The organism is Bacillus sp. LSHTCR4 (genome assembly GCF_057197025.1).
The window spans coordinates 1,926,325-1,950,521 of the sequence record NZ_JBXUNO010000001.1 but is presented as its reverse complement, the minus strand read 5'-3'; the positions used below and the strand labels follow the sequence as shown (position 1 = coordinate 1,950,521).

At 34.8% G+C, this 24,197-nt stretch carries 23 protein-coding genes and 1 other annotated feature; of the genes, 17 read left to right on the top strand and 6 right to left on the bottom strand.

From position 1 onward, the window contains the following. Positions 1-15 precede the first annotated feature (15 nt). On the bottom strand, positions 16-261 hold the full coding sequence (locus AC2CGR_RS10095) for a hypothetical protein (protein WP_000433609.1): 246 nt from the start codon (positions 259-261) through the stop codon (positions 16-18). A 283-nt stretch (positions 262-544) separates the two neighbouring features. Between AC2CGR_RS10095 and AC2CGR_RS10090 the strand changes: the two genes are divergently transcribed. From AC2CGR_RS10090 to AC2CGR_RS10050, 9 genes are all read left to right on the top strand, one after another. Beyond that, positions 545-928: a VOC family protein gene (locus tag AC2CGR_RS10090; RefSeq protein ID WP_131102458.1), complete on the top strand. Its 384-nt coding sequence runs from the start codon at positions 545-547 to the stop codon at positions 926-928. 14 nt (positions 929-942) lie between these two features. After that, positions 943-1,485 carry a GNAT family N-acetyltransferase gene (locus AC2CGR_RS10085; RefSeq protein ID WP_087964512.1) on the top strand — a complete coding sequence of 181 codons (543 nt, stop codon included), beginning with the start codon at positions 943-945 and terminating at the stop codon, positions 1,483-1,485. Next, the gene (locus AC2CGR_RS10080; RefSeq protein WP_270185032.1) at positions 1,485-2,066 is read left to right on the top strand and encodes a kinase; all 582 of its coding nucleotides are present in this window, start codon (positions 1,485-1,487) and stop codon (positions 2,064-2,066) included. Before AC2CGR_RS10085 ends, AC2CGR_RS10080 begins: the two co-directional genes overlap by 1 nt. Positions 2,067-2,089: 23 nt before the next feature. After that, positions 2,090-2,671: an HAD-IA family hydrolase gene (locus AC2CGR_RS10075; RefSeq protein ID WP_087964510.1), complete on the top strand. Its 582-nt coding sequence runs from the start codon at positions 2,090-2,092 to the stop codon at positions 2,669-2,671. A 162-nt stretch (positions 2,672-2,833) separates the two neighbouring features. Continuing rightward, complete coding sequence (locus AC2CGR_RS10070; RefSeq protein ID WP_484480785.1) at positions 2,834-3,568, top strand: response regulator transcription factor; 735 nt, start codon at positions 2,834-2,836, stop codon at positions 3,566-3,568. Then, positions 3,568-4,884 (top strand): GHKL domain-containing protein, encoded by a 1,317-nt coding sequence (locus AC2CGR_RS10065; RefSeq protein ID WP_131102452.1) that lies wholly within the window; start codon positions 3,568-3,570, stop codon positions 4,882-4,884. Before AC2CGR_RS10070 ends, AC2CGR_RS10065 begins: the two co-directional genes overlap by 1 nt. Before the next feature lie 89 nt (positions 4,885-4,973). Then, on the top strand, positions 4,974-5,651 hold the full coding sequence (locus AC2CGR_RS10060) for a YhfC family intramembrane metalloprotease (protein WP_087964507.1): 678 nt from the start codon (positions 4,974-4,976) through the stop codon (positions 5,649-5,651). A gap of 2 nt (positions 5,652-5,653) precedes the next feature. Next, entirely contained in the window at positions 5,654-6,040 is a 387-nt protein-coding gene (locus AC2CGR_RS10055) for a DUF3887 domain-containing protein (RefSeq protein ID WP_087964506.1), read from the top strand. Positions 6,041-6,144: 104 nt separating this feature from the next. Further along, entirely contained in the window at positions 6,145-6,456 is a 312-nt protein-coding gene (locus AC2CGR_RS10050; RefSeq protein ID WP_087964505.1) for a hypothetical protein, read from the top strand. Between the two features lie 40 nt (positions 6,457-6,496). On the opposite strand, the gene AC2CGR_RS10045 is transcribed toward AC2CGR_RS10050, so the two are convergent. Both AC2CGR_RS10045 and AC2CGR_RS10040 read right to left on the bottom strand, forming a co-directional pair. Next, the gene (locus AC2CGR_RS10045; protein WP_000974625.1) at positions 6,497-6,712 is read right to left on the bottom strand and encodes a helix-turn-helix domain-containing protein; all 216 of its coding nucleotides are present in this window, start codon (positions 6,710-6,712) and stop codon (positions 6,497-6,499) included. Between the two features lie 10 nt (positions 6,713-6,722). Then, entirely contained in the window at positions 6,723-7,205 is a 483-nt protein-coding gene (locus tag AC2CGR_RS10040; RefSeq protein ID WP_029438765.1) for a DUF2975 domain-containing protein, read from the bottom strand. A 318-nt stretch (positions 7,206-7,523) separates the two neighbouring features. On the opposite strand from AC2CGR_RS10040, the gene AC2CGR_RS10035 reads away from it, so the two are divergent. From AC2CGR_RS10035 to AC2CGR_RS10020, 4 genes are all read left to right on the top strand, one after another. After that, complete coding sequence (locus AC2CGR_RS10035; RefSeq protein WP_131102449.1) at positions 7,524-9,197, top strand: alkaline phosphatase; 1,674 nt, start codon at positions 7,524-7,526, stop codon at positions 9,195-9,197. Positions 9,198-9,456: 259 nt separating this feature from the next. Then, complete coding sequence (locus tag AC2CGR_RS10030) at positions 9,457-11,841, top strand: immune inhibitor A domain-containing protein (protein WP_131102447.1); 2,385 nt, start codon at positions 9,457-9,459, stop codon at positions 11,839-11,841. Between the two features lie 282 nt (positions 11,842-12,123). After that, entirely contained in the window at positions 12,124-13,155 is a 1,032-nt protein-coding gene (gene desA, locus AC2CGR_RS10025; RefSeq protein WP_131102445.1) for a Delta(5) desaturase DesA, read from the top strand. Positions 13,156-13,437: 282 nt separating this feature from the next. Continuing rightward, a complete protein-coding gene (locus tag AC2CGR_RS10020; protein ID WP_087964502.1) occupies positions 13,438-14,625 on the top strand; it encodes an RtcB family protein in 1,188 nt (395 codons plus the stop codon). Between the two features lie 58 nt (positions 14,626-14,683). Here AC2CGR_RS10020 and AC2CGR_RS10015 read toward each other — a convergent pair whose 3' ends face one another. Continuing rightward, positions 14,684-16,108, bottom strand: a complete 1,425-nt coding sequence (locus AC2CGR_RS10015; protein ID WP_087964501.1) for an amino acid permease — start codon at positions 16,106-16,108, stop codon at positions 14,684-14,686. A gap of 267 nt (positions 16,109-16,375) precedes the next feature. Between AC2CGR_RS10015 and AC2CGR_RS10010 the strand changes: the two genes are divergently transcribed. Further along, positions 16,376-17,125: an IclR family transcriptional regulator gene (locus tag AC2CGR_RS10010; protein ID WP_029438759.1), complete on the top strand. Its 750-nt coding sequence runs from the start codon at positions 16,376-16,378 to the stop codon at positions 17,123-17,125. Between the two features lie 75 nt (positions 17,126-17,200). Next, positions 17,201-18,841 carry a M20/M25/M40 family metallo-hydrolase gene (locus AC2CGR_RS10005; protein WP_484480784.1) on the top strand — a complete coding sequence of 547 codons (1,641 nt, stop codon included), beginning with the start codon at positions 17,201-17,203 and terminating at the stop codon, positions 18,839-18,841. Between the two features lie 137 nt (positions 18,842-18,978). On the opposite strand, the gene proC is transcribed toward AC2CGR_RS10005, so the two are convergent. Beyond that, the gene (proC, locus tag AC2CGR_RS10000) at positions 18,979-19,797 is read right to left on the bottom strand and encodes a pyrroline-5-carboxylate reductase (protein WP_087964499.1); all 819 of its coding nucleotides are present in this window, start codon (positions 19,795-19,797) and stop codon (positions 18,979-18,981) included. Between the two features lie 337 nt (positions 19,798-20,134). Then, positions 20,135-20,345 (top strand) — a binding site (T-box leader). 144 nt (positions 20,346-20,489) lie between these two features. Here proC and proB point away from each other — a divergent pair. Beyond that, positions 20,490-21,593, top strand: a complete 1,104-nt coding sequence (gene proB / locus AC2CGR_RS09995) for a glutamate 5-kinase (RefSeq protein WP_087964498.1) — start codon at positions 20,490-20,492, stop codon at positions 21,591-21,593. A gap of 39 nt (positions 21,594-21,632) precedes the next feature. Next, a complete protein-coding gene (locus AC2CGR_RS09990; RefSeq protein ID WP_087964497.1) occupies positions 21,633-22,880 on the top strand; it encodes a glutamate-5-semialdehyde dehydrogenase in 1,248 nt (415 codons plus the stop codon). Positions 22,881-22,931: 51 nt separating this feature from the next. On the opposite strand, the gene AC2CGR_RS09985 is transcribed toward AC2CGR_RS09990, so the two are convergent. Beyond that, on the bottom strand, positions 22,932-24,125 hold the full coding sequence (locus tag AC2CGR_RS09985) for a NupC/NupG family nucleoside CNT transporter (protein ID WP_087964496.1): 1,194 nt from the start codon (positions 24,123-24,125) through the stop codon (positions 22,932-22,934). Between the last annotated feature and the right edge of the window lie 72 nt (positions 24,126-24,197).

The window sequence follows — 24,197 nt, the reverse complement described above, 5'->3', positions numbered from 1 at the left end:
ATAGTAATGACATTATTAGAAAGACTGATTTTGAGCAGGTTTAATAAATTGTTCAGGATTTTCAACAAGTCCACATACAGCACATTGGACTCTGTATGTAGGTCCTTGATAAGCCATATGAAAAGCATTCATCGTTTCATTTGTGTATTCTTCTTCTACTTGACCAGTTTGTGGATTTAACTTGACTGGTTTTACTTGTTGCTCAAGAATATTAAAGCGAGTACGGTTCGTTTTACAACTTGGACATAGCATTGGTTCCATATGTATACACCTCCATTTGTAGCATTTCTTAAACTCATTAATTTTATGCAAGCAAAAAAACTTTCTCAATATAAATAGGTGTTTAATGTATTTAAAATTCAGAAAAAATAAAATATAATAAGAGTACGAACTGGTTATGTCCAAACCAAATCTCCTGTTTTATGCCAATAAGCTGGGAGGCCGAGAAATCGGCCTCATTTTTTTGTGCTCGTTACTATAGGAAACAAGGTTTTTATGAGACTTTTGTCGAAATTTTAGGGATGGATATAAAGGGGGATGTAAAATGAATTTAAAAATGAAGTACATCATTTTATATGTAGAAGAGTTTGAGGAATGTTTAAGATTCTATAAAGATGTATTACAGTTACCGATAAAAGCAGAGCATGGTACATATATTGAATTTAATACGGGGACTACCATATTAGCGATGAATACGCGGCAAGACGTAAAAGAATTAACAGGATTACCACTTACAGAAGGCGAGTTACAATCTTTTCATTTTGAATTGGGATTCGTTGTTGAAAATGTACAAGAAACGATTGAGCAATTCAGAGGGCAAGGTATTAAGATTTTAGTTGAACCAATTGTAAAACCGTGGGGACAAACAATTGCATACATTGCAGATCCGGATGGGAATTATATTGAAATTTGCAGTTCATTAGAATAGAAGGAGAAAAAGAGATGGGGTTTCCAAAACTAGAAACAGAACGTTTAAGATTAAGAGAACTTACACTGTTAGATGCAGAAACGATGTTCCATTATTTTTCAAAAGAATCTGTAATACGTTATTTCGGAATGGATTCTTTCGAAAATATTGATCAAGCGAAAACAACGATTCAAACGTTTAAAAATCGTTATGAAGAGGGAACTGTATTTCGCTGGGGAATTGAGAAAAAGGGCACGGGCCAATTAATCGGAACGTGCGGATTTCATCTAATAAACAATCATCATAAACGAGCTGAAATTGGTTATGAATTAGATGATACATATTGGGGACAGGGGTATGCATCCGAAGCATTACAAGCAATTTTAGCTTACGGGTTTGAAACGTTGCAACTTATAAGAATCGCAGCTGTTGTATATGTAGAAAATAAAGCTTCTAAAAAGTTGTTAACAAAAGCAGGCTTTCAAGAAGAAGGATTACTTCGAAAACATATGATTCAAAATGGTGTCGCTCATGATACCATTTTATACTCGTTATTAAAAGAAGAGTGGAAGAAGTAATGAGTATGAGTGAAATAATAAATGTTATGAAGAAGCATAAAGAAAATAGGTTCATTTTAGGTATAGATGGCTTAAGTCGATCAGGAAAAACAACATTTGTAACAAACTTAAAAGAAAATATGAAACAAGAAAGTATTCCGTTTCATATTTTTCATATTGATGATCTTATAGTAGAGCGTAATAAACGATATCACACTGAATATGAAGAATGGTATGAGTACTATTATTTACAATGGGATATTGAATGGCTTCGGCAGCATTTTTTTCAAAAGTTGCAAAACGAAACAAAACTGAAATTACCGTTCTATAATGATAAGACAGATTCATGCGAAATGAAAAAAGTACAGATCCCCATAGTAGGTGTAATAGTAATTGAAGGTGTTTTTCTACAGCGAAAAGAATGGAGAGATTTCTTTCATTATATGGTGTATTTGGATTGTCCAAGAGAGACAAGGTTTCTGCGCGAGAGTAAGGAAACGCAGAAAAAACTTTCAAAGTTTGAGAATAGGTATTGGAAGGCAGAGGATTATTATTTAGAAACGGAATCGCCGAAGGATAGGGCGGATTTAATCATCAAATGATTTGAAAATAGAAGGTGAATAGAATGAATATTTTATGGGATTTTGATGGTACGTTATTTGATACGTATCCAGTTTATACAAAGGTTCTTTCTCAAGTTTTAGGAGAAGAAATAAGTGAAGAAGAAATCTATACAAATTTAAAAGTTTCATTTTCTCACGCAATTGATTACTATAAAATATCTAAAAAACAATTAAGTGAAATTGATGTATTAGAGAGTCGAATTACTATAGAAGATATAAAGCCATTTGAAAAGGTGGAAGAGGTTTTAAAGTTTGCCGATAAAAATGTAATTATGACTCATAAAGATAGAGCGGGTGTATTATCTATATTAAACCATTACGGCTGGGATAAATACTTCGTAGACATGGTAACAATTGACGATGGCTTCCCCCGAAAACCGAATTCTTTATCTTATGATCATCTACATAAAAAGCACAATATTGATTTAGCTATTGGGGATAGGGAGTTAGATTTAATACCTGCAAAAGAATTAGGTATTTCAACTTGTATGTTTCAAGGGAATTGTGATGTAGCAGATTATTCTTTAGCGCATTACTCGGAATTTTTTAAGGTAGTGAATGATGGGAAATTTCTTTATAAGTAGTTTGAAGAAAACCTCAACTTTTTGCTTAAAAAGTTGAGGTTTTCCAATGTAACAGCAAATTAATTATTTCAATTCTTTAGAAGGAGATTAGTATAACGATTTGAATTATATATCCATAGATAAATCTATAGATGAAAAGATTCCAATAAAGCGAGTGATCACATGAGTATTTTTATTTTAGAAGATGATGTCATACAAGCGCAGCAAATGAAGCGGTTAGTTGAAGAGATTTGTGAGAAATATAGGTTGCCTTTTGATTTTATTGAGGTAACTAGTAAGAGTGAAAACATTATTACTAACATTCCAAAGGCGAAGTATGTCCCAATCTATTTTTTAGATATAGAGATAAAAAGAGAAGAGCGAAAAGGGTTACACGTGGCGCAAGAAATACGAAAGTATGATACGCAAGGAATTATTGTGTTTGTAACGACGCACTCTGAATTTGCACCTATTTCGTATCAATACATGGTAGCAGCTTTAACTTTCATTGATAAAGGGTTGCCATACGAGGAGAGATATAAAGTTTTTGAACAATGTTTACTTCAATATGAAGCAAGAAATAAGCATAGTATACCGTCTGATGACTTTATCGTTGAAAATAGTAATGCCACTGTGCGGGTTCCTTTTCATGAAGTTGAATATGTTATGACTGATGAACCGCACCGGTTAGCATTAGTGACGTTAGATCGAATCGTTTATTTTTATGGAACTTTAAAGGAAATTGAAATAATCGATGAATGTTTATTGCGTTGTCATCAATCATATATCGTGAATACGAAGCAAATGTCTTCTTACGATGCGCAGCAAAAAATGTTAGTTTTAAACAGCGGGAAACGTATTCCGGTATCACGTCGTTTAGTGAGTAAAGTACGTAACATATTAAAGGGTGAGATGTAATGTATATTTATGATTTATTTGCAATACTGCTTACTAGTATGTGTCACACGTTTTTATACATACAATTAATCCGGTACAATAGATTGTCAGTTAAAATGTTAATAGCTTTAAGTGCGGTATTCATTATTTTACTTGCTATTGTCGTAACAGTAACGAGATATCCAGAGTTGAATAGTACGATTGTGTTATTTTTAATAAGTTTAGGATTGATGCAAAATGAATTGAAATTTAAGCATAATGTATATTTTGCACTAGTGAGTATGGTGATTATAACGTTAGTGAAAATGTTGCTTTTCGATTTAGGAATGAAAATTTTTATGTTAACGCCATTCAATTTATATTTATGGACAGGTAGCATGATTCATCTTATCGTATCAATCCTTACTCTTATCGGTATTTTAGTAGCGCGTAAAAGAATTCAAAAAATTGCTCAATATATAGTAGGTAGTCCGTTATATTATATAACTTATATATTATTAATGATCGGGTTTATTATTGAACTAATTTTAACTCAGCCGTCAACTGAGTTTTTAGCAAAAATAAATCAACAATACAGTGAAGTAAGTTATAATTCAGCGATTATTATTTTTTTATTATTACTAATCATTGTACTAATAAGCTCACATTTATCGAAAGAAAAGTTACGAGAAGAGCATGAAAAACGTTTAGATAAAGAGTTATTAGATTATGTGGAGAAATTAGAGGATATGCACGATGAGCTTGCTAGTTTCCGTCATGATTATATGAATGTATTACTATCGTTAGAAGAGGGAATACGTACAAAAAATGTGAAAGAAATCGAGCAAGTGTATTATGATGTTGTCGCACCTACATTAAAATCAATAAATGATCATGAACTTGATATTGCGAAATTATCTCGCATACATATTCCTGAAGTAAGAAGTGTATTAAGAGCGAAAGTCGGCACTGCCCAGCAGCAACAAATAAAAGTAATGCTTGATATACCAGAGAACATTGAACGTGTTTCAATGACGATTATTTCATTTATTCGCATCATTTCAGTTTTAGTAGATAATGCAATTGAAGAAGCAGTACAAAGTGAGGAGAAGATATTGCAAATCGCGTTCTTTGAAATGAATGCAAGGCAATATTTTATCGTGCGTAATAGTTCGAAGGGTGAAGCGATTGATTTGCAAAAAATTTATGAGAAAAATCATTCAAGTAAAGAAGGGGCTAGAGGGTACGGGCTATTTTCGTTAAAACGGATCATAAATAAAACAAATAATGCGACGTTAGAAACAACTTATGTAAGTCCTTATTTCACGCAAACATTTATATTAAAAGAGATGAAATGACCATCTATGATGAAAATGAAACCGAATAAGAAATAACTACATACTTTCTTCGCTCGATTTTATACACTTCAAGTAAGAGGTGAAGCGAGATGAATGGTCTTATTTTTACAACAATGATTAGCTTTGGTTTACCGCTTATTGCACTTTTATATGCTTTTTGGAAGAAACGCTATATTCCATATATGTTAGGGGTATTGGCTTTTGTTGTATCACAAATATTGATTCGCATACCAATACTAAATTATTTAAATGGAACTAGCACAGATTTTCAAATGTTTTCCGTTATGCAGCCTATACTATTTGCAGTTTTACTTAGTATATCAGCTGGAATTTTTGAAGAGACAGCTCGTTTTATCGCAATGCGTTATTTTATGAAGCAACGAGATTGGCAGTCTGGTTTTTTATTTGGAGCAGGGCATGGTGGTATTGAAGCGGTGCTGATAGTTGGTGTCCCGGTCTTGTCCTTATTATTGTCTCAAACAGTCATTCAAAACGGTGACAGCTATTATCTTGGTGGTATTGAGCGAATCTTTGCGATGGTATTGCATATTGGGCTTTCCTTCATTATATTGCAAGCTGTCGTCCAAAAGAAATTTCGTTATGTAGTATATGCAATCCTCATCCATGGGGCTGTAAATGCATTGGCAGGCATTATTTCTCTATATGTACCAGGGAAAAGCGGGATCATTACGTCGGAAGTTTCAATAGCAATTTGTGCTTTACTCACTTTTAGTTATAGTTTCATTTTAAAAAGAAAGGGTGTATGAAAATGAGAAAAATGTTACTTATTATTATAAGTGCTATCGCGGTATTCGCACTTGCAGCATGTACCGGTAATAAAGTAGATGAAAGTACGTCTAAAAAATTTATTCCGAAAGCGGAAGAAATTGTATCATTATTAAATGAGGCAAAGTATAAAGAAGTGCATGAGAAATTTGATAGTAAAATGACAGCTGCATTGCCAGAAGAAAAGATGAAAGATCTCACCCCTATAATCGAGAAAGCTGGTACGTTCGAAAAAATTGAAAAACAATCGATTGAAGAAAACGATGGTTTATATACGGTTATTCTTGTGGCGAAATATAGTAAAGAACAACGTACCTTTATCATAACTTATAATGATAAAGAAGAAATAGCAGGTTTAGTTATTAAATAAAAAGCAGATACAGCGGGAGTTTCCGCTGTATCTGCTTTTTTTAACTAAATTATGGTTATTTGTGCTAATATGAACTCATAGCTATATAGAAGGGATGGGTTAGTATGAAAACTGAACTAGTTCCTAAAAAGAAGTACAGTAAAATAAGCTATATATCTTTACTCATTGGCATTTTATGCTTTCTGTTCGTTTTTATAACACCGACAAGGATAGCAAATGTAGGTAATATAGTGGGAGATTATATTACAGTTGCTCTCACAGTTGTAGGTATCATACTTTCTATCATTACAATGACGAAAAAAACAGAGAAGAAGGGGATTGCTATTCTTTCATTACTACTGTCCTCATCATTCTTTATATTTTGGATCATCGCAATTATCTTATTGTTTACTGGTCAAATTAGTTTTGCGCCGTAATACCAAATAAAAAGAGTCCTTCTCGTATGAAGGACTCTTTTTATTCGGTATCTTCAGGGCGATATTCTAAAATATCTCCAGGTTGGCATTCTAATGCTTTACAAATAGCTTCTAAAGTTGAAAACCGAACTGCTTTTGCTTTTCCGTTTTTCAAAATAGAAAGGTTAGCCATTGTAATTCCAACCTTCTCCGAAAGCTCTGTTACACTCATTTTTCTTTTCGCTAACATTACATCAATATTAATAATAATTGCCATATTATTCACCTCAGACCGTTAAATCATTTTCTGATTTTATATCTATCGCATCTTTTAATAGTCTTTGGAGAACGGCAGCAAAGACCGCGATTACCATTGAAGCAAAGATTAGGATCATGCCAATTATAATAATACCAGGTGCGTCATCTCTCTCTGCTACAAGATAGAAGAGTGGCATGCCTACTATATATAATATACAAATTGTAACAGCGCATTGCTTGATCTTTTTTAAAGCGCTAACAGATAATTTCGAGAAGGCATTACCTTTGTCAATGTAGCTTACAAGTTTAAAGGCTTCGTATAGAGCGAAATAAAAAGGTATCACCGTTGCATATAGATTGATTAAAACAAGATATTTTATATATGCAATATCGGGATACAATTCCGCTGCATAATTCCCGATGTTAGGAATTAAAAATATACAAAAAGCGAAAACAGGAATACCGATAAGGATAATAGCTATCTTTAAAAAGAGTGTTGATCCTTGTTTCATAAAAAGCACCTCATTTTTAAATTATCCTTTTAATTTAACATAAAATTTATTGTTTAACAATAAAACTTTATTTATTTCAATCGGATTTTTATTGATAAATATATGTTAGTGAAGAGAATGATAAGACATTTTTATAAAAGAGGTTTGGCTTCTAATTATTTGAAAATAAAAAGCTATGATATGTACCGTTGCTTTTTAAATAAAAGAAAGTGAAGGTAATGATTGTTAGCTTCATGGAAATTGGGGACTAATAAAACATATATAAGTTGTGGAATGTAAAAGAAAATTATCTTTTTGTATATTTACGGAGGAAGAACAATGTCGAATTTAAGTTTACTTATGAAGAGGTTACTGTTAGTAGGAACAATCACACTAAGTATGTTCTGTACTGTAAGCATGATGAATGATCATTCGGTGGAAGCTAAAGTGAAAAAAGTAGAACGTCAACCGAAAAATGTAATCATAATGGTTATGGACGGAACGAGTTCTTCAGCAACCACATTAGCTCGCTTGTATAAAGGGAAACCACTTGCATTAGATGAAATTGTAACAGGAGGAGTTCGTACATATTCGGCGGAATCAGCTATAACAGACTCAGCCCCAGCAGCTACAGCTTTAGCGACTGGGAATAAATCGAATTCAGGATATGTAGGTGTATTACCTTCTACTGTAAGTACACCTGGTTTAAAACCAATAAAAGAAGAGGACAAGTTACGGCCAGTTGCCAATGTTTTAGAAGGTGCCAAACGTACAGGTCGCGCAACTGGAATTGTTGCTACAGCTGAAATTCAGCATGCTACTCCGGCCGGGTTCTCTGCTCATCATGTCAACCGCAAGCATTTTGACATAATTGCAGAGCAACAAGTGTATCAAAATATAGATATCGTATTAGGCGGGGGAAAAGCGGTGCTTCTACCCGAGACAGATAGTGGGATTCGAAAAGATGGTGAAGATTTAGTAAAAGTGATTCAAAATAAAGGGTACGACTTTGTTGAAACGAAAGAAGCATTATTAGGCTCTAAATCTAATAAAATTTGGGGCTCTTTCTCACATAATGCCTTAGCGTTTGATATGGATCGTGAAGCAACAAATCCAAAGCAACCAACACTTTCTCAAATGACGGAAAAAGCAATTCAAGTGTTATCAAAAGATAAAAATGGTTTCTTTTTGTTTGTAGAGGGAAGTAAGCCAGACTGGGCAGCTCATGTCAATGATCCAATTGGGATAATTAGTGATGTGTTAGCATTTGATAATGCAGTTGCAGAAGCATTAAAATTTGCAAAAAAAGATGGTAATACGATGCTAATCGCCGTAGCTGACCATGGTAACAGCGGTATTTCTATAGGGAATATGAATACGACAAAAGGTTATAATATTACGCCGGTCTCTGCATACATTGATCCATTGAAAAAAGCGAAAATGACTCTTGAAGGGACTATAAATAATTTGAAATCTGATTTATCAAATGTAGAAGATGTAGCTAAGTTATATGGCTTGGATCATTTAACTTATGATGAAAAAGAAAGGTTACAAGCGGCTAAAAAGAAAATAGATGTAGGTCCAATTTTTACTACATTGTTGGCTAACCGTGCGAACATAGGCTTTACAACAGGAGGGCATACAGGTGAGGATGTATTTTTATATTCATATGGTCCTCAAAATCCATCTGGATTAATTCACAACACGGACGTTGCAAAGACGATGGCGAAAGCGATGGGCTTTAACTTAGAAGAAGTAACAAAAAAATTGTTTGTAGAGAGTAAATTAGCTTTTAAGCAGAATGGTGCAACTGTAACAATAGATAAAACTGATGTAGCGAACCCTGTACTCGTAGTAAAACATAATAATGTAACAGCTCAATTATTTGTTAACAAAAATATAATTCGTATTAAGAATAAAGATTATGAATTAGGAAGTGTTGTTGTAGAAAGCAATGGTAAGTTCTATGTACCAGAAGAAGCAAGCCGTTTATTCATAAAGCATTCTCTTTAAAAAAATGCCAATTCCTTAGCTACTACTTAGGAATTGGCATTTTTTGTGTAGATGAGATTTTACTCGAAAAAAAGAGGAAAGAGAATCACAAATTCTAGAGTGAACGTCCTGTAAATTTACCTATTTTATGTTTTTCACCCTAGAAAAAATATTTCTCAACATTTTACCCTTTTAAAAAGATTGAATATTCGTATTATAACGAATATTATGTTGCTATCGGCAAAAAACGATAATTTGCAGACACTGGGGAGGAAATACATTGAAAAAGAAAAAGAAATTAAAACCTTTAGCGGTATTAACAACAGCAGCCGTGCTAAGTAGTACATTTGCTTTTGGAAGTCATGCAGCGTATGCTGATGCGCCACCATCTCTACCAATTGATGAGCATTTAATACCAGAGGAGCGATTGGCAGAAGCGCTGAAGCAAAGGGGAGTAATTGATCAATCTGCATCACAAGCTGAGACATCAAAGGCTGTCGAAAATTATGTTGAGAAAAAGAAAGGGGAAAACCCTGGGAAAGAAATCTTGACAGGAGATAACCTTACGCAAGAAGCTTCAGATTTTATGAAAAAAGTAAAAGATGCAAAAATGAAGGAAAATGAACAAGCGCAGCAGCCCGAAGTAGGACCAGTAGCTGGGCAAGGTGCAGGATTGAACCCAGGAAAATTAAATGGAAAAGTACCGACTACACCAGCGAAGCAAGCTGAGTACAATGGGGCTGTTCGAAAAGATAAAGTACTTGTGTTACTCGTAGAATTTAGCGATTTTAAGCATAATAATATTGATCAAGAACCGGGTTATATGTATTCTAAGGACTTTAATCGTGAACATTATCAAAAAATGTTATTTGGTGATGAACCATTTACATTATTTGATGGATCGAAAATTAATACATTTAAACAGTATTATGAAGAACAATCTGGCGGAAGTTACACAGTTGATGGAACTGTAACGGAATGGCTTACTGTTCCAGGAAAAGCGTCAGATTATGGTGCTGATGCGGGAACTGGTCATGACAATAAAGGTCCTTTAGGCCCAAAAGATTTTGTGAAAGAAGCATTGAAAGCAGCGGTAGCAAAAGGTATTAATTTAGCTGATTATGATCAATTTGATCAATATGATCAAGATGGTGATGGAAATAAAAATGAGCCAGATGGAATCATTGATCATTTAATGGTAGTACATGCAGGCGTGGGTCAAGAAGCTGGCGGTGGTAAATTGAAAGATGATGCGATTTGGTCTCATCGTTCAAAACTAGGATCGAAGCCATATGCGATTGATGGTACAAAATCTTCTGTTTCGAACTGGGGCGGAAAGATGGCTGCATACGATTATACAATTGAGCCTGAAGACGGAGCGGTTGGTGTATTTGCACATGAATATGGTCATGATTTAGGCTTACCAGATGAATATGATACAAAGTATTCAGGACAAGGTGAACCAGTTGAATCATGGTCCCTAATGAGCGGCGGTAGCTGGGCTGGAAAAATTGCAGGTACAGAGCCAACAAGTTTCTCACCGCAAAATAAAGAGTTTTTCCAAAAAAATATGAAGGGGAACTGGGCGAATATTGTTGAGGTAGATTATGATAAACTTCGCACGGGAATCGGTACTGCAACGTATTTAGATCAAAGTGTGACAAAATCAAAACGACCAGGAATCATTCGTGTTAACTTGCCAGACAAAGATATAAAAAATATTGAGTCCGCATTTGGTAAGAAGTTTTATTACAGCACGAAAGGAAATGACATTCATACAACACTTGAGACACCAGTATTTGACTTAACGACTGCAACAGATGCTAAGTTTGATTATAAGGCATTTTATGAACTGGAAGCGAAGTATGACTTCCTTGACGTATATGCGATTGCAGAAGATGGAACGAAGACACGCATTGATAGAATGGGCGAAAAAGATGTAAAAGGCGGCGCGGATACAACTGATGGTAAGTGGGTTGATAAATCATATGATTTAAGCCAATTCAAAGGAAAAAAAGTAAAACTGCAATTTGAGTATGTAACAGATATTGCAGTAGCTTATAAAGGATTTGCGTTAGACAATGCAGCATTAACTGTAGATGGAAAAGTTGTTTTCTCTGATGACGCAGAAGGCCAGCCAGCAATGACACTAAAAGGATTTACTGTGTCTAACGGATTTGAACAGAAAAAACATAATTACTATGTAGAGTGGAGAAATTACGCTGGTTCTGACACTGCATTACAATATGCACGTGGTCCAGTATTTAATACAGGAATGGTTGTATGGTATGCGGATCAAAGCTTTACAGATAACTGGGTAGGCGTTCATCCAGGTGAAGGGTTCCTTGGAGTAGTAGATTCTCATCCAGAGGCAATCGTAGGAACATTAAACGGACAACCTACTGTGAAGAGCAGTACGCGTTATCAAATTGCCGATGCGGCATTCTCATTTGATCAAACGCCAGCATGGAAAGTAAATTCACCAACTCGCGGTATCTTTGACTATAAAGGATTACCAGGCGTTGCAAAATTTGATGATTCTAAGCAATACATCAACAGCGTTATTCCAGATGCCGGACGTAAGTTGCCGAAACTAGGATTGAAGTTTGAAGTAGTAGGTCAAGCTGAAGACAAGTCTGCAGGTGCAGTTTGGATCCATCGATAAAATAAAATAAAATGAAATGAAGAGGAGCTGCTATACATCGGTGAAACCGACGTATAGCAGCTCTTTTCTGCTTATGAAAAAGTTTGTAGCAGTTCATTTGATAAATAAAATGTTCAATCTGTCCAATTATAGCGCTATTTTGAACGTAAGTAATTTGTAAGTATTGAGTAAGAAAAAAGAGATTTTTATAGTATATAATATTTATTACATCTACTTTTAACACCTGCTACTAATAGTATGCTATAATATGAATTAGCAACAAAAAGGAAGGGAATTAGAAAAATGACATTAGAAAAAACTAAAAATTTAAAAAAACAAGTTGCCCCTTATGAAAAATCAACAATTAAAAAAAGTGTGTGGCAACTTATTAACACAGTCGTGCCGTTTATTATTTTATGGTACCTTGCTTATAAAAGTTTGTCCGTTTCTTATCTGTTAGCATTAGTTCCATCTCTGTTAGCTGCTGGTTTTATGACACGAATTTTCATTATTTTTCATGATTGTACCCATTATTCATTCTTTAAAAGTCGACGTGCAAATAGAATAGTAGGGACATGTATGGGTGTGTTAACGTTATTCCCATTTGATCAATGGGGGCATGATCATGCAATTCATCACGCTACAAGTGGTAATTTAGATAAGAGAGGTACAGGAGATATTTGGACGCTTACAGTCGATGAATATGTAGCTGCACCATTTAGACTTCGTTTAGCATATCGTTTATATCGCAATCCATTCGTTATGTTTGGATTAGGTCCGATTTATGTTTTCTTGCTTAAAAATAGATTTAATCGAAAAGGTGCAAGACAGAAAGAACGTATGAATACGTATTTGACGAATATTATAATTGTTGCTGTAGTAGCGATACTTTGCTGGGCAATTGGGTGGCAATCGTTTCTGTTCGTACATGGTACGATATTCTTAATAGCAGGTTCAGTAGGGATTTGGCTGTTTTACGTACAGCACACATTCGAGGACTCTTATTTTGAAGAAGATAAAGATTGGGAATATGTGAAAGCGGCAGTGGAAGGAAGTTCATTTTATAAACTTCCAAAAATATTGCAATTCCTAACGGGTAATATTGGATTCCATCATGTCCATCATTTAAGTCCAAGAGTACCTAACTATAAACTAGAAGAGGCACACAATAACACGCTTCCGTTAAAAAATGTACCAACAATTACACTTGCTACAAGCTTACGATCACTCCGTTTCCGTCTTTGGGATGAGAAAAGTAACAATTTTGTTAGCTTTAAAGAATTTAAAAATATAATTAAAAACAATGTTTCTGTTCGGGTGAAATCTGAACTATAATTTTATCTTATATAAAACTCCCCTTAATCATTTTCGATTTAAGGGGAGTTTTTGTTTTAAAAATAGATGACCGATATTAAGGGTAAATTGAAATAATCATGTGTCGGTACAAATGATAAGAGACGATAAATATGTTATGTAAACGAATTAGACCGTTATAATTTTTTATTATTGTAACGCTATAATACATATATAATGTAAAGTAACAGATGGATGATAGTAATCATAAGAACACATACAACGTAATAAAAAAATTCTTTCAAAAGGAAGGGGACATGAAAGATGTTGAAATTACAAGGGAAGTACAATGAAGCGAAAGTGTTTACTACTAACGTTGATGAAACTGCAACTGGGCAGATTATTGATCTTTGTAACCAAGAATTCGTAAAGGATAGTCAAATTCGTATTATGCCAGATACACATGCAGGAGCAGGTTGTACGATTGGGACAACGATGACAATACAAGATAAAATCGTTCCTAATCTTGTGGGGGTAGACATTGGCTGTGGTATGGAAGTTGTTGTGATTGATAAGAAAAAAGAAGAAATTAATTTTGATTACTTAGACGAAACAATTCGTAAATTTGTTCCAAGCGGTTTTCGTATACGAGATAAAGAACATCGATTCTCAAAAATGATTGATTTTGATGGTGTGAAGGCCCCATATACATTACAACGAGCTCAAAAAAGTATAGGTACTCTTGGAGGAGGAAATCATTTCATTGAATTAAATGAAGATGATAAAGGAAATGTATATATTGTCATTCATAGTGGTTCTCGTAATTTAGGTAAACAAATAGCAGAGTATTATCAGAACTTCGCGTATGAACAACTAATTCATGTTACATCAATGAAGGATGAGATTATAAAGAGATTAACTAAAGAGGGGAGAGAAAAAGAAATACAAGAAACTTTACGTGGAATTAAGAAGCCACAGATTCGTAAAGAACTAGCTTATTTAGAAGGAGAAGGATTCAAAGATTATATGAATGACATGAATATAGCCCAAAAGTATGCTGAGTTTAATCGTAAAGCAATGATTGATGAAATTGTCACTAAAATGGATTGGAAAGTAACTGATCAATTTACTACAATACATAACTATATTGACATGGAAAATATGATTCTACGAAAAGGTGCTATTTCAGCTCAGAAAGATGAACGAGTCATTATTCCAATTAATATGAGAGATGGTTCAATTATTGCATTTGGAAAAGGTAATCCAGACTGGAACTTTTCTGGTCCGCATGGGGCAGGACGTATCATGAGTCGTAAGAAGGCTAAAGAATTATTGAGTCTAGAGGACTTCCAAAATACGATGAAAGAGGTTTGGACTACATCGGTAGTAGAGAGCACAATTGATGAGGCACCAATGGTATATAAGCCAATGGATGAAATTATTGAAAATACGAAAGAAACAATAGATATAAAGCACATTATTAAGCCATTATATAATTTTAAAGCGAATTAGTATGATAAAAGACCGCACATGAAGTGAAAGCCATGTGCGGTCTTTTATATAAAAAGTATTACATAGTCTCGCTAATTTTAGTTTCACTATGAGTGTTAGTAGCAATTCTTTTTTTCACTTTAAAGTGATAGTATGTGTAGCAAAAGATGATAAATGGTACAGTGCAATAGATTCCTAGTCGTTGTTCAGGGATAAAAATAAGACTGATTAATATGATGCCATACAATCCAAAACCAAGAATTGGTACGAGTGGATAAAGTGGAGTTTTAAATTTTAAGTCTTCTAATTTTCCACCGTCTGCTACATAATGTTTACGGAAAAAGAATTGAGAGACACAAATTGACATCCAAACAATGATTGTGATAACTCCAGAAATGGAAATTAGCCATAAGTAAACCGTTTCAGCAGCTACTACGCTTGTCAAAAGAGAAAAAGCAGAAATAGCAATTGTCATAATTAAAGCGTTGAGAGGTATTCCTCGTGATGATAATTTCTTTAAAAAGGCTGGAGCCATTTCATTTTTGGATAATGACCAAAGCATGCGAGTTGCCGCGTACAGTCCTGAGTTTGCGACAGAAAGAACAGCAGTAAGAATAACAAAGTTCATAATATCAGCCGCATATGGAATGCCGATATTATCAAAAACAGCAACGAACGGGCTTTTTGTTAATCCTGCTTCTTCCCAAGGAATTAAAGCAACAAGAACAAAGATTGCTAAGACGAAGAAAAACATCGTACGCCATATAATATTTCTAATAGAACGAGGTAAAGTTTTTGCTGGATCTTCACTTTCACCTGCTGCGATTCCGACAAGTTCTGTGCCTTGGAAGGAATAATTGACAGTAACCATTGTTAAAAGAATAGCGGCAAGTCCATTTGGGAATAAACCACCATGATTTACGAAATTTGAAAATAGTGGAGCTGGTTCGTCGCCTTTTAAATCAATAAAACCGAACATAGCGGCGCCGCCAAGAATAATAAAAGCGATAATGGCAGATACTTTTATACTTGAAAACCAAAATTCTGTTTCTGCATAACTACGAGCAGATAGTGCGTTAATCGTGAAGATTGTAACGCCAAATATTAAACACCAAACCCAAACAGGAATATCAGGAAACCAGCGCTGCATTGTAATGCCGGCAGTTGTAAATTCAAGGCCGGTCGTATTCGCCCAGCTTAACCAATACAACCATCCGATTGTAAAGCCAGTTGCAGGATTGATAAACTTAGTGGCATATTCCTGGAAAGACCCCGAAACGGGCATGGCTACAGCGAGTTCACCAAGACATAGCATAACGAAATACATTAATAATCCACCGGCCATAAAGGCAAGTACGGATCCACCAGGCCCAGCTTGACTTATAATAAAGCCAGATCCGTTAAATAACCCCGTTCCAATCACACCACCGAGTGCAATCATGAATAAGTGTCTACTTTTCATCGTACGTTTTAATTCATTGTTTGTATTATTTACTTGCGCCATTGTTTTCCTCACTTTCGTAGTTGATAGAATAAAGTTTGATGTTTTTCCGTATTATGGAATGTATTCCGTGATGTGAAATCTTGTTATAATTTTCAGATAATTAAAAAGAAAAGTCAATATTTTTTTGTTTACGCTTTCAAATTATTGTTCGCAGCATATTTTTGTTTTTAGAAAATTGAATAAATGGATTGATTTCATTTCGAATTTTTGTTAAATTGATAGGTAATTGAGCGTACTAACATATTACAAGTGAAGTAGAGGTGAGTTATGGTACAGTCCATTGATCGAGCGATAAGTATTATAAAGTTATTAAATTCTACTAATGAAAAAGAGTATTGGGCCATTTCTGATATAGCGGACAGAACACATCTCCCAGTTAGTACAGTACATAGATTACTTAACTCTCTAATCGAGCATGGGCTAGTTACGCAAATTTCAGAGACGAAACAGTACAAAATTGGACCAATGTGGATGGAAATAGGATTACGACAATTGGAGAAGGTAGACTACAGATCAGTCGCAAGAGAAGTAATGAAGCGATTGGCTTCTGAAGTAGAAGAAAGTGTCTATTTGAACATTCCAAATGGAACACATTCTATTATCATTGAAAGAATGGATAGTCCTTTAAAAATTCGAGTTATCGATAACCTAGGGGAACAAATTCCACTTTCAATTGGTGCCGCAAATAAAACGATGCTTGCCAATATGAAACAGAATGAAATGGAATATATTGTTGAGCAGCTACTTTCTGCTTTACCAGAACAAAAGCAAATTCTTCTTGATCAAATAAAGCAAATAAGAAACGAAGGATATGCTGTCAGTTATGGAGAAAAAACAGAAGGGACAGCTTCAGTAGCTGCACCTATTATCGGATTTAATCATAAAGTAGTAGGAGCATTAAGTGTTGGGTTAATTAGTCATCGCATTAATGATGATCGACTTTCTTTTCTTATTAGTAAGGTGAAACAAGCAGCTCATGAAATATCAATAAAAATCGGCAGTACATCAGAACTATAAATTTGATAACTGTCGTCATTTTTTATTCATATACTGGAATTCATTTTCATAATGCGGAAAAATAGGGGGATTTATATGTCAAAGTGGCAATCAAAAGAACAATTGATTCAATTATTAAGCAGTCTTGTTGAAATTCCTAGTATTACAGGTACAGAAGCTGAAGTGATATTGCCAGACTTCGTTGTGGAACAATTATCTGATTTACAGTACTTCAAAGAAAATCCACGCCATTTGCAAAAAAATCCGACAGGGGACGGACGATATTTTGTTACAGCACTAGTAAAGAAAAGCGATAGTACAAAAAATACCGTAATTCTAGTAAGTCACTTTGATGTTGTAGATGTACAAGATTACGGAGTGTGGAAAGAAGATGCATTCAATCCTAAAAAGCTAACATCTATGTTTTATTCTCATAAAGATGAACTTCCAGACTATGTACGTGAAGATATAGAACATGGAGATTGGCTGTTTGGTAGAGGAACAATGGATATGAAATGCGGCCTCACGTTACAAATGGCAATGATTGAGCAAGCTTGTGAAGGAAGATTTGATGGGAATGTTCTTTTATTGGCTGTACCAGATGAAGAAGTAAACTCTGTAGGAATGAGAGCTGCTGTCCCAAGATTACTAGAGTTAGTAAGAGAACATGATTTAGAGTATAAAACGGTACTAAATTCAGAGCCTATGTTTTCAAGGCACCCTGGTGATCAAAAGAAATATATTTATACTGGTTCTATTGGTAAGGTGCTACCTGGTTTTCTTTGCTACGGAAAAGAGACACATGTAGGTGAACCTTTTGCAGGCTTAAATGGGAGTTATATGGCTTCATTAATAACAGCAGAATTAGAGTTAAATACAGATCTTTGTGATATTGTAGAAGGGGAAGCGAGTCCTCCGCCAACTAACTTACTTCAAAGGGACTTAAAGGAGGATTATTCTGTACAAATTCCGCATCGTGCAGTCACTTTATTTAATTTGTTTTTATTAGAAAAATCAATGACAGATGTCGTTTCATTGTTACGTCAAAAAGTAACGAAAGTAGCAGAGAAAATAGAAGAGTCGTATGAAAAACATGCATATCGTTTTTCTAAATATAATCCATTCATACCACCTAACCTCAAAGTAAATGTATTAACGTATGAAGAGCTTATCGCATATGCAATTGAACAACATGGGCAAGAGAAAATAAATGAAATTCAATCTAGCATTATAAAAAATAGAGAAGATAAAGATGATCGTGCGGTAACGATTGATTTAGTTGATAAATTAGCCATCTTATGTAAAGAAAAGGCGCCGATGATTGTACTTTTCTTTGCTCCGCCATATTATCCAGCTGTAAGTTCACGCAACAACCAGTTAATTAAAGAAGTAGTTGGAGAAATGGAAAAGTATGCACACTTCAATCATAATATTACATTTGAAAACCAAAACTATTTTGGAGGAATTTCAGATTTGAGCTATGTGGGCTTACAGAATCCATTAGATTCAATGAGTTCACTTGTAGACAATATGCCATTATGGGATAAAGGTTACTCAATTCCACTTCAGGAACTAGAAGAATTTGATGTTCCAGTTTTAAATATGGGACCGGTAGGAAAAGATGCACATCAATGGACAGAACGTCTAGATGTAAATTACGCATTTGAAACGCTATTAGACATGTTACCGATTTGCATTGAAAAATTACTTGTTTCTAATAAAATTACACAAGTATAGTAGGGAAGGGAAAAGTGAAATTATTTTAATATAATTAACAACTAAAACGGCCAAACTCAAGTAAATTCGAGTTTGGCCGTTTATCATGTAGTGCATTTCTAATTAAATTCATAACTAACGTGATCTCTTTTATAGTTTTACTTTTTCGTTTGACCAGATAGTTCGACAGACTTTTGTGTACAACGTTGCATAGCTGAAATGATCGCTGTTCGTAAGCCTTTTTCCTCTAAAGTTGCTACAGCTTCTATCGTTGTTCCGCCAGGAGAACAAACCATATCTTTCAATTCACCTGGATGTATTCCTGTTTCTAGTACCATTTTTGCAGAGCCTAATACTGCTTGAGCAGCGAATTTATATGCTTGATTTCTTGGCATGCCATCTAGTACAGCAGCATCTGCCATCGCTTCTATAATCATATATACGTATGCTGGTGAAGAACCACTTACAGATGTTACAACATCCATTAACTTTTCACTTACAATCTCTGATTGACCAAAACTATTGAAAATGTTTAGCACATCTTCTAAATCTTTTTCTGTCACCATTTCATTCGGGCATAATGCAGACATTCCTTCTCCAACAAGAGCAGGAGTATTAGGCATTACTCTTACAACTTTTAATTTTTTATTAAAGGCATTTTCAGTACTTTCAATACTTTTACCAGCAGCGATCGTAATGATGATAGCATCGTTTTTTATCACTTCTTTAATTTCGTTAATTACTAAGGGGTATAAGTCTGGTTTAATTGATAAAATTAAAATATCAGCCTTTTTAGCGACTTCATTGTTGTTAGTAGTTGTAGTTATTCCGTACTTTTCACTAGCATTTTCTAAATTTGTCGTGTTTAAATCTGAACAAATGATATGATTTGAAGATACTATATGTTTATTTAGCATCCCGCCAATTATAGCCATCCCCATATTTCCGCATCCGATGAATCCAATTTGTTTATCCATAATAACTCAATCTTGCTCCTTTTTTAATAAATTATATCATTTTGAAATTGTTATCTTGATATAACAATAACATCTCTGTGCAATATAAAGAAACATTCTAAGAGAATATATTCCTTTTTGCAACATGAAAAGATAAAAAATTTATATTCGACATTATGTAAATATATACACTATAATGTAAGGGTTATGTTTATAAATATGAGTTGAACTTTTATCAATTTGTATTTTCATTCAGTAGGGCAATAACTTCATACAAGTAACTCGCAGCTCTATTTATTTTTAAAAATACCTCTTGACACCAAATCGAACTATATCGCATAATATAAAAAAATTAAACCGAAAATCGTTGAAGGGAAATAGTACATATGTCTTCTTGCGAAAGAGAGTGGAATTCACCGGCTGAAAGATTCCTCGTATAGAATATATCGAACCTATCCCTGAGTCTTAAATGAAAGTTTAGGCGTTCGCCTGCGTTATAGGCGCCAAGTGGATATCTATGTATATCAATTAAGGTGGTACCGCGGAACAATGACCGTTTCGTCCTTTTTATTTTATGAAGGGCGAAGCGGTCATTTTTATTTTGCTCTTAAATAGGCTAGGTGCAGCACTCATAAGAATAGAAATCGCTGCAAACTGTATGAATAAAAGTGTAATGTAAAAAAACTTTGATTTTAGACTTGGGGGATATAAAAGTGAAAAAACAACGAATTGTTGTAAAGATTGGGAGCAGTTCTTTGGCGGATAGTCATGGAGGCATTTCTAAAGAACAACTTTCAGATCATGTTGCCGCATTAGCTCGATTGAAAGAGGAAGGGCATGAAGTTTTGTTAATTACATCTGGGGCCGTTGCTGCAGGTTTTTCTGCTCTAGGATATCCTAGCAGACCTGTAACAATTAAAGGAAAACAGGCTGCTGCGGCTGTCGGACAAAGTTTGTTAATGCAGGCGTACACGGAGGAATTCCGTAAATATGGCATCGTTACTGCGCAAATTTTGCTGACGAGAAGTGATTTTTCTAGAAAAGAACAATATAGTAATGCTTACGCTACTTTAGGAGAGTTACTAAACCGTTCTGCTCTTCCGATTATTAATGAAAATGATTCCATCTCTTTAGAGGAGCTAACGTTCGGTGATAATGATATGCTGTCAGCTTTAGTAAGCGGACTTGTCTCGGCGGATATGCTTATGATTTTTACAGATGTGAACGGTTTATATGACAAAAATCCTCAAAAAAATGAGGATGCGAAAAAATATTATTTCCTGCCGGAAGTTACAGAAGAAATCGCTTCTCTTGCTGGAGATGCTGGTTCAAAACTTGGGACTGGCGGTATGAAATCAAAAATTGATGCTGCAAAGACGGCGCTCTCTCTTGGAGTAAGTGTATTTATCGGAACAGGACGTGGACAAGAGAAATTTGTAGATGTTTTGAAGGGGAAAGGTGACGGAACGTATGTCGGAAATGCCCCTCAAAAAGAAATGAAGATGAACAAGCAATGGATCGCCTTGCATTCGCTTGTTAGCGGACAAATTGAAATAGACGCCGGAGCAGCTACAGCTATCATTCAGCATGGCAAGAGTCTTCTTCCTGCTGGCGTTACGAATGTGTCAGGATTTTTCAAAGTTGGCGATGTCGTAGAAGTAATGACGCAACAAGGGCATGTAATTGGAAAAGGGCAATGCACATATAGTGCTGAGGAACTAAAAGATGTAAAAGGTATGCAAAGCCAAGATATTCAAGCAAGAGGCGAAAGGCATAATTATGAAGTCATCCATAGGGATCATTGGGTTTCACTTTAAGAATATAGTTTTTTTAACCTTAAAAAGGAGGAAATAAAAATGAATGAAGTGCTGGCAAAGGGGAAAAGAGCGAAAGAGGTTGCTAGGGAACTTGTACTAAAATCTACAAATCAAAAAAACGAAGCACTTGCTATGGTTGCAAATCAATTAATAAGTGAAACAGCTTATATTTTAGAGGAAAACAAACGGGATATAGAAGAAGGTAAGGCAAAAGGATTTTCTGATTCACTCCTTGATCGTCTTATGTTAACTGAAAATCGCATTATTGATATGACAGAGGGGATTAAGCAGCTAATTGAATTACGTGATCCTGTAGGAGAACGTGTAAGTGCATGGGAAAGGCCAAATGGATTATCTATTCAGGAGATGCGTGTACCACTTGGTGTTGTTGGCATGATTTATGAGGCAAGACCGAATGTGACGGTGGATGCTGCTACAATTTGTTTGAAAACAGGAAACGCAGTCATATTACGTGGTAGTTCTTCTGCTATTCATTCTAATAAAGCGATCGTTGCCGTTATTCACAGAGCGCTCAAACAGACAAGTTTACCTCAAGAAAGTGTACAGCTTATAGAAGATACAACGCGAGATAGCGCAAAGCAGTTGTTTACAATGAATGATTATCTAGACGTTCTTATTCCAAGAGGCGGTAAACAATTAATTGATACAGTAGTGAGAGAAGCATCTGTTCCAGTACTTGAAACAGGTGCGGGAAATTGTCATATTTTCATTGATGAAACAGCGGATAAGCAGATGGCAATTGATATTATTATAAATGCAAAAACGCAGCGACCATCTGTATGTAATGCGATTGAGACGATTGTACTTCATGAGAAGTGGGCACAGCAATATGGTAGCGAGTTGTTTTCTTCTTTGAAGGAAAGAGGCGTGGAGCTACGTGGTGATCAAAAAGCATTGGCATTGGATTCTTCAATTGTACTTGCTTCAGAAGAAGACTGGGGGACAGAATTTTTATCTCTCACGCTAGCAGTTAAAGTAGTTTCTTCTATAGAAGAAGCGATTCATCACATAAATACGCATGGATCTATGCATTCTGAAGCGATTATTTCAGAAAACGAGGAAAACGTCAGCAAATTTTTCGTATCTGTTGATGCGGCGGCACTTTATCATAATGCATCAACTCGTTTTACTGACGGATCTGAATTCGGATTTGGAGCAGAAATTGGCATTAGTACACAAAAGCTACACGTAAGAGGACCAATGGGGCTTCCAGCATTAACTTCTACAAAATATGTGATTCGTGGTAATGGACAAATTCGAAAATAAAAATAAAAGACACTCAATTTTCGTTTGGGTGTCTTTTATTTTTAAAATTATTTACCATACAAAAAGCCCAACGAGCATAGCGCTTAATAAGGAAACAGCCATTCCGCTAACTAGAAGCTTCCAAACATTTTTACCGATGACTGATGATTTTTCTCCGCCAAATAATGAATTGTAAGTTCCGTAAATCATACCTACTGTACTAAAGTTAGCAAAAGAAGCAAGAAAGGTTGTTGCAACCGCGACCGTATGCGGTTGTAACGACTTTAAGTTTGATTTTAAATCCATCATGGCAACAAATTCATTCGTCGTTATTTTGATCCCCATTAGTTCAGCTACATACATAGCATCACTACCCGATAAACCGAGTAAAAAAGCGAAAGGACTAAAGATAATGGAGAAGATTTTTTGAATTGTTAAACCTGTTACAAAAAATCCTAAAATCCCATTTAAACATGCAGTTAAAGCTACATATCCAATTACCATAGCCAAAATAACGATAACCATATTCATCCCGACTAACATACTGTTTGAAATAGTAGAAAAGAAATCCTTTTTTTCATGTTTGGAAGGTGTGTAAACAACATCTTCTTCTTTCGAAACTTCCACAGGATTTAATACATTGGCTAAGATTAATGCGTTAATACAGTTTAATGGGATTGCGCTGAAAATATAAGTTGCTGGAACCATTGATAGGTAGGCACCAAGAATGGATCCGCTGACGCTACTCATACTCATAATTCCAAAAGTCAGCAGACGATTTTCTTTTAAAACAGATAATTGATCACGAACAACCGCAAGTGCTTCCGTGTTTCCTAAAAACATCATTTGAATCGAAAAGAAACTTTCTAACTTTGGTAAACGAGAAATCTTTGAAATAACTGCACCCACTTTATCAATAATCCAAGTTAAGATTCCGAAATAAGAAAGAATATCGAAAAAAGTAATAACGAAAATGATAGGAAGTAATGCGCTAAAGAAGAAATCAATGTGTGGACTGTCCATAGCTGAAGGGAATGCAAATCGAATACCTTCATTCGCACATGCCAGTAGCCAACTGAAAAATGATGCTATTTTATTAATGATAATACTGCCTAGCTTCGTGCCTAACATAAACCACGTAATAAAAAGCTCCAATAGGATGAGAATTATAATTGGTCTCCATTTTATATGTTTTTTATTAGGCGAACATAAGTAAACGATTAATATGACAACGAAAATCCCTAACATATTTAATATGAAATACATGTCAACAACTCCTTGAGGCTTATTATTTGTATATAAAAAAGCCTCTATTCTTCCAAATTTGGATTATGATCA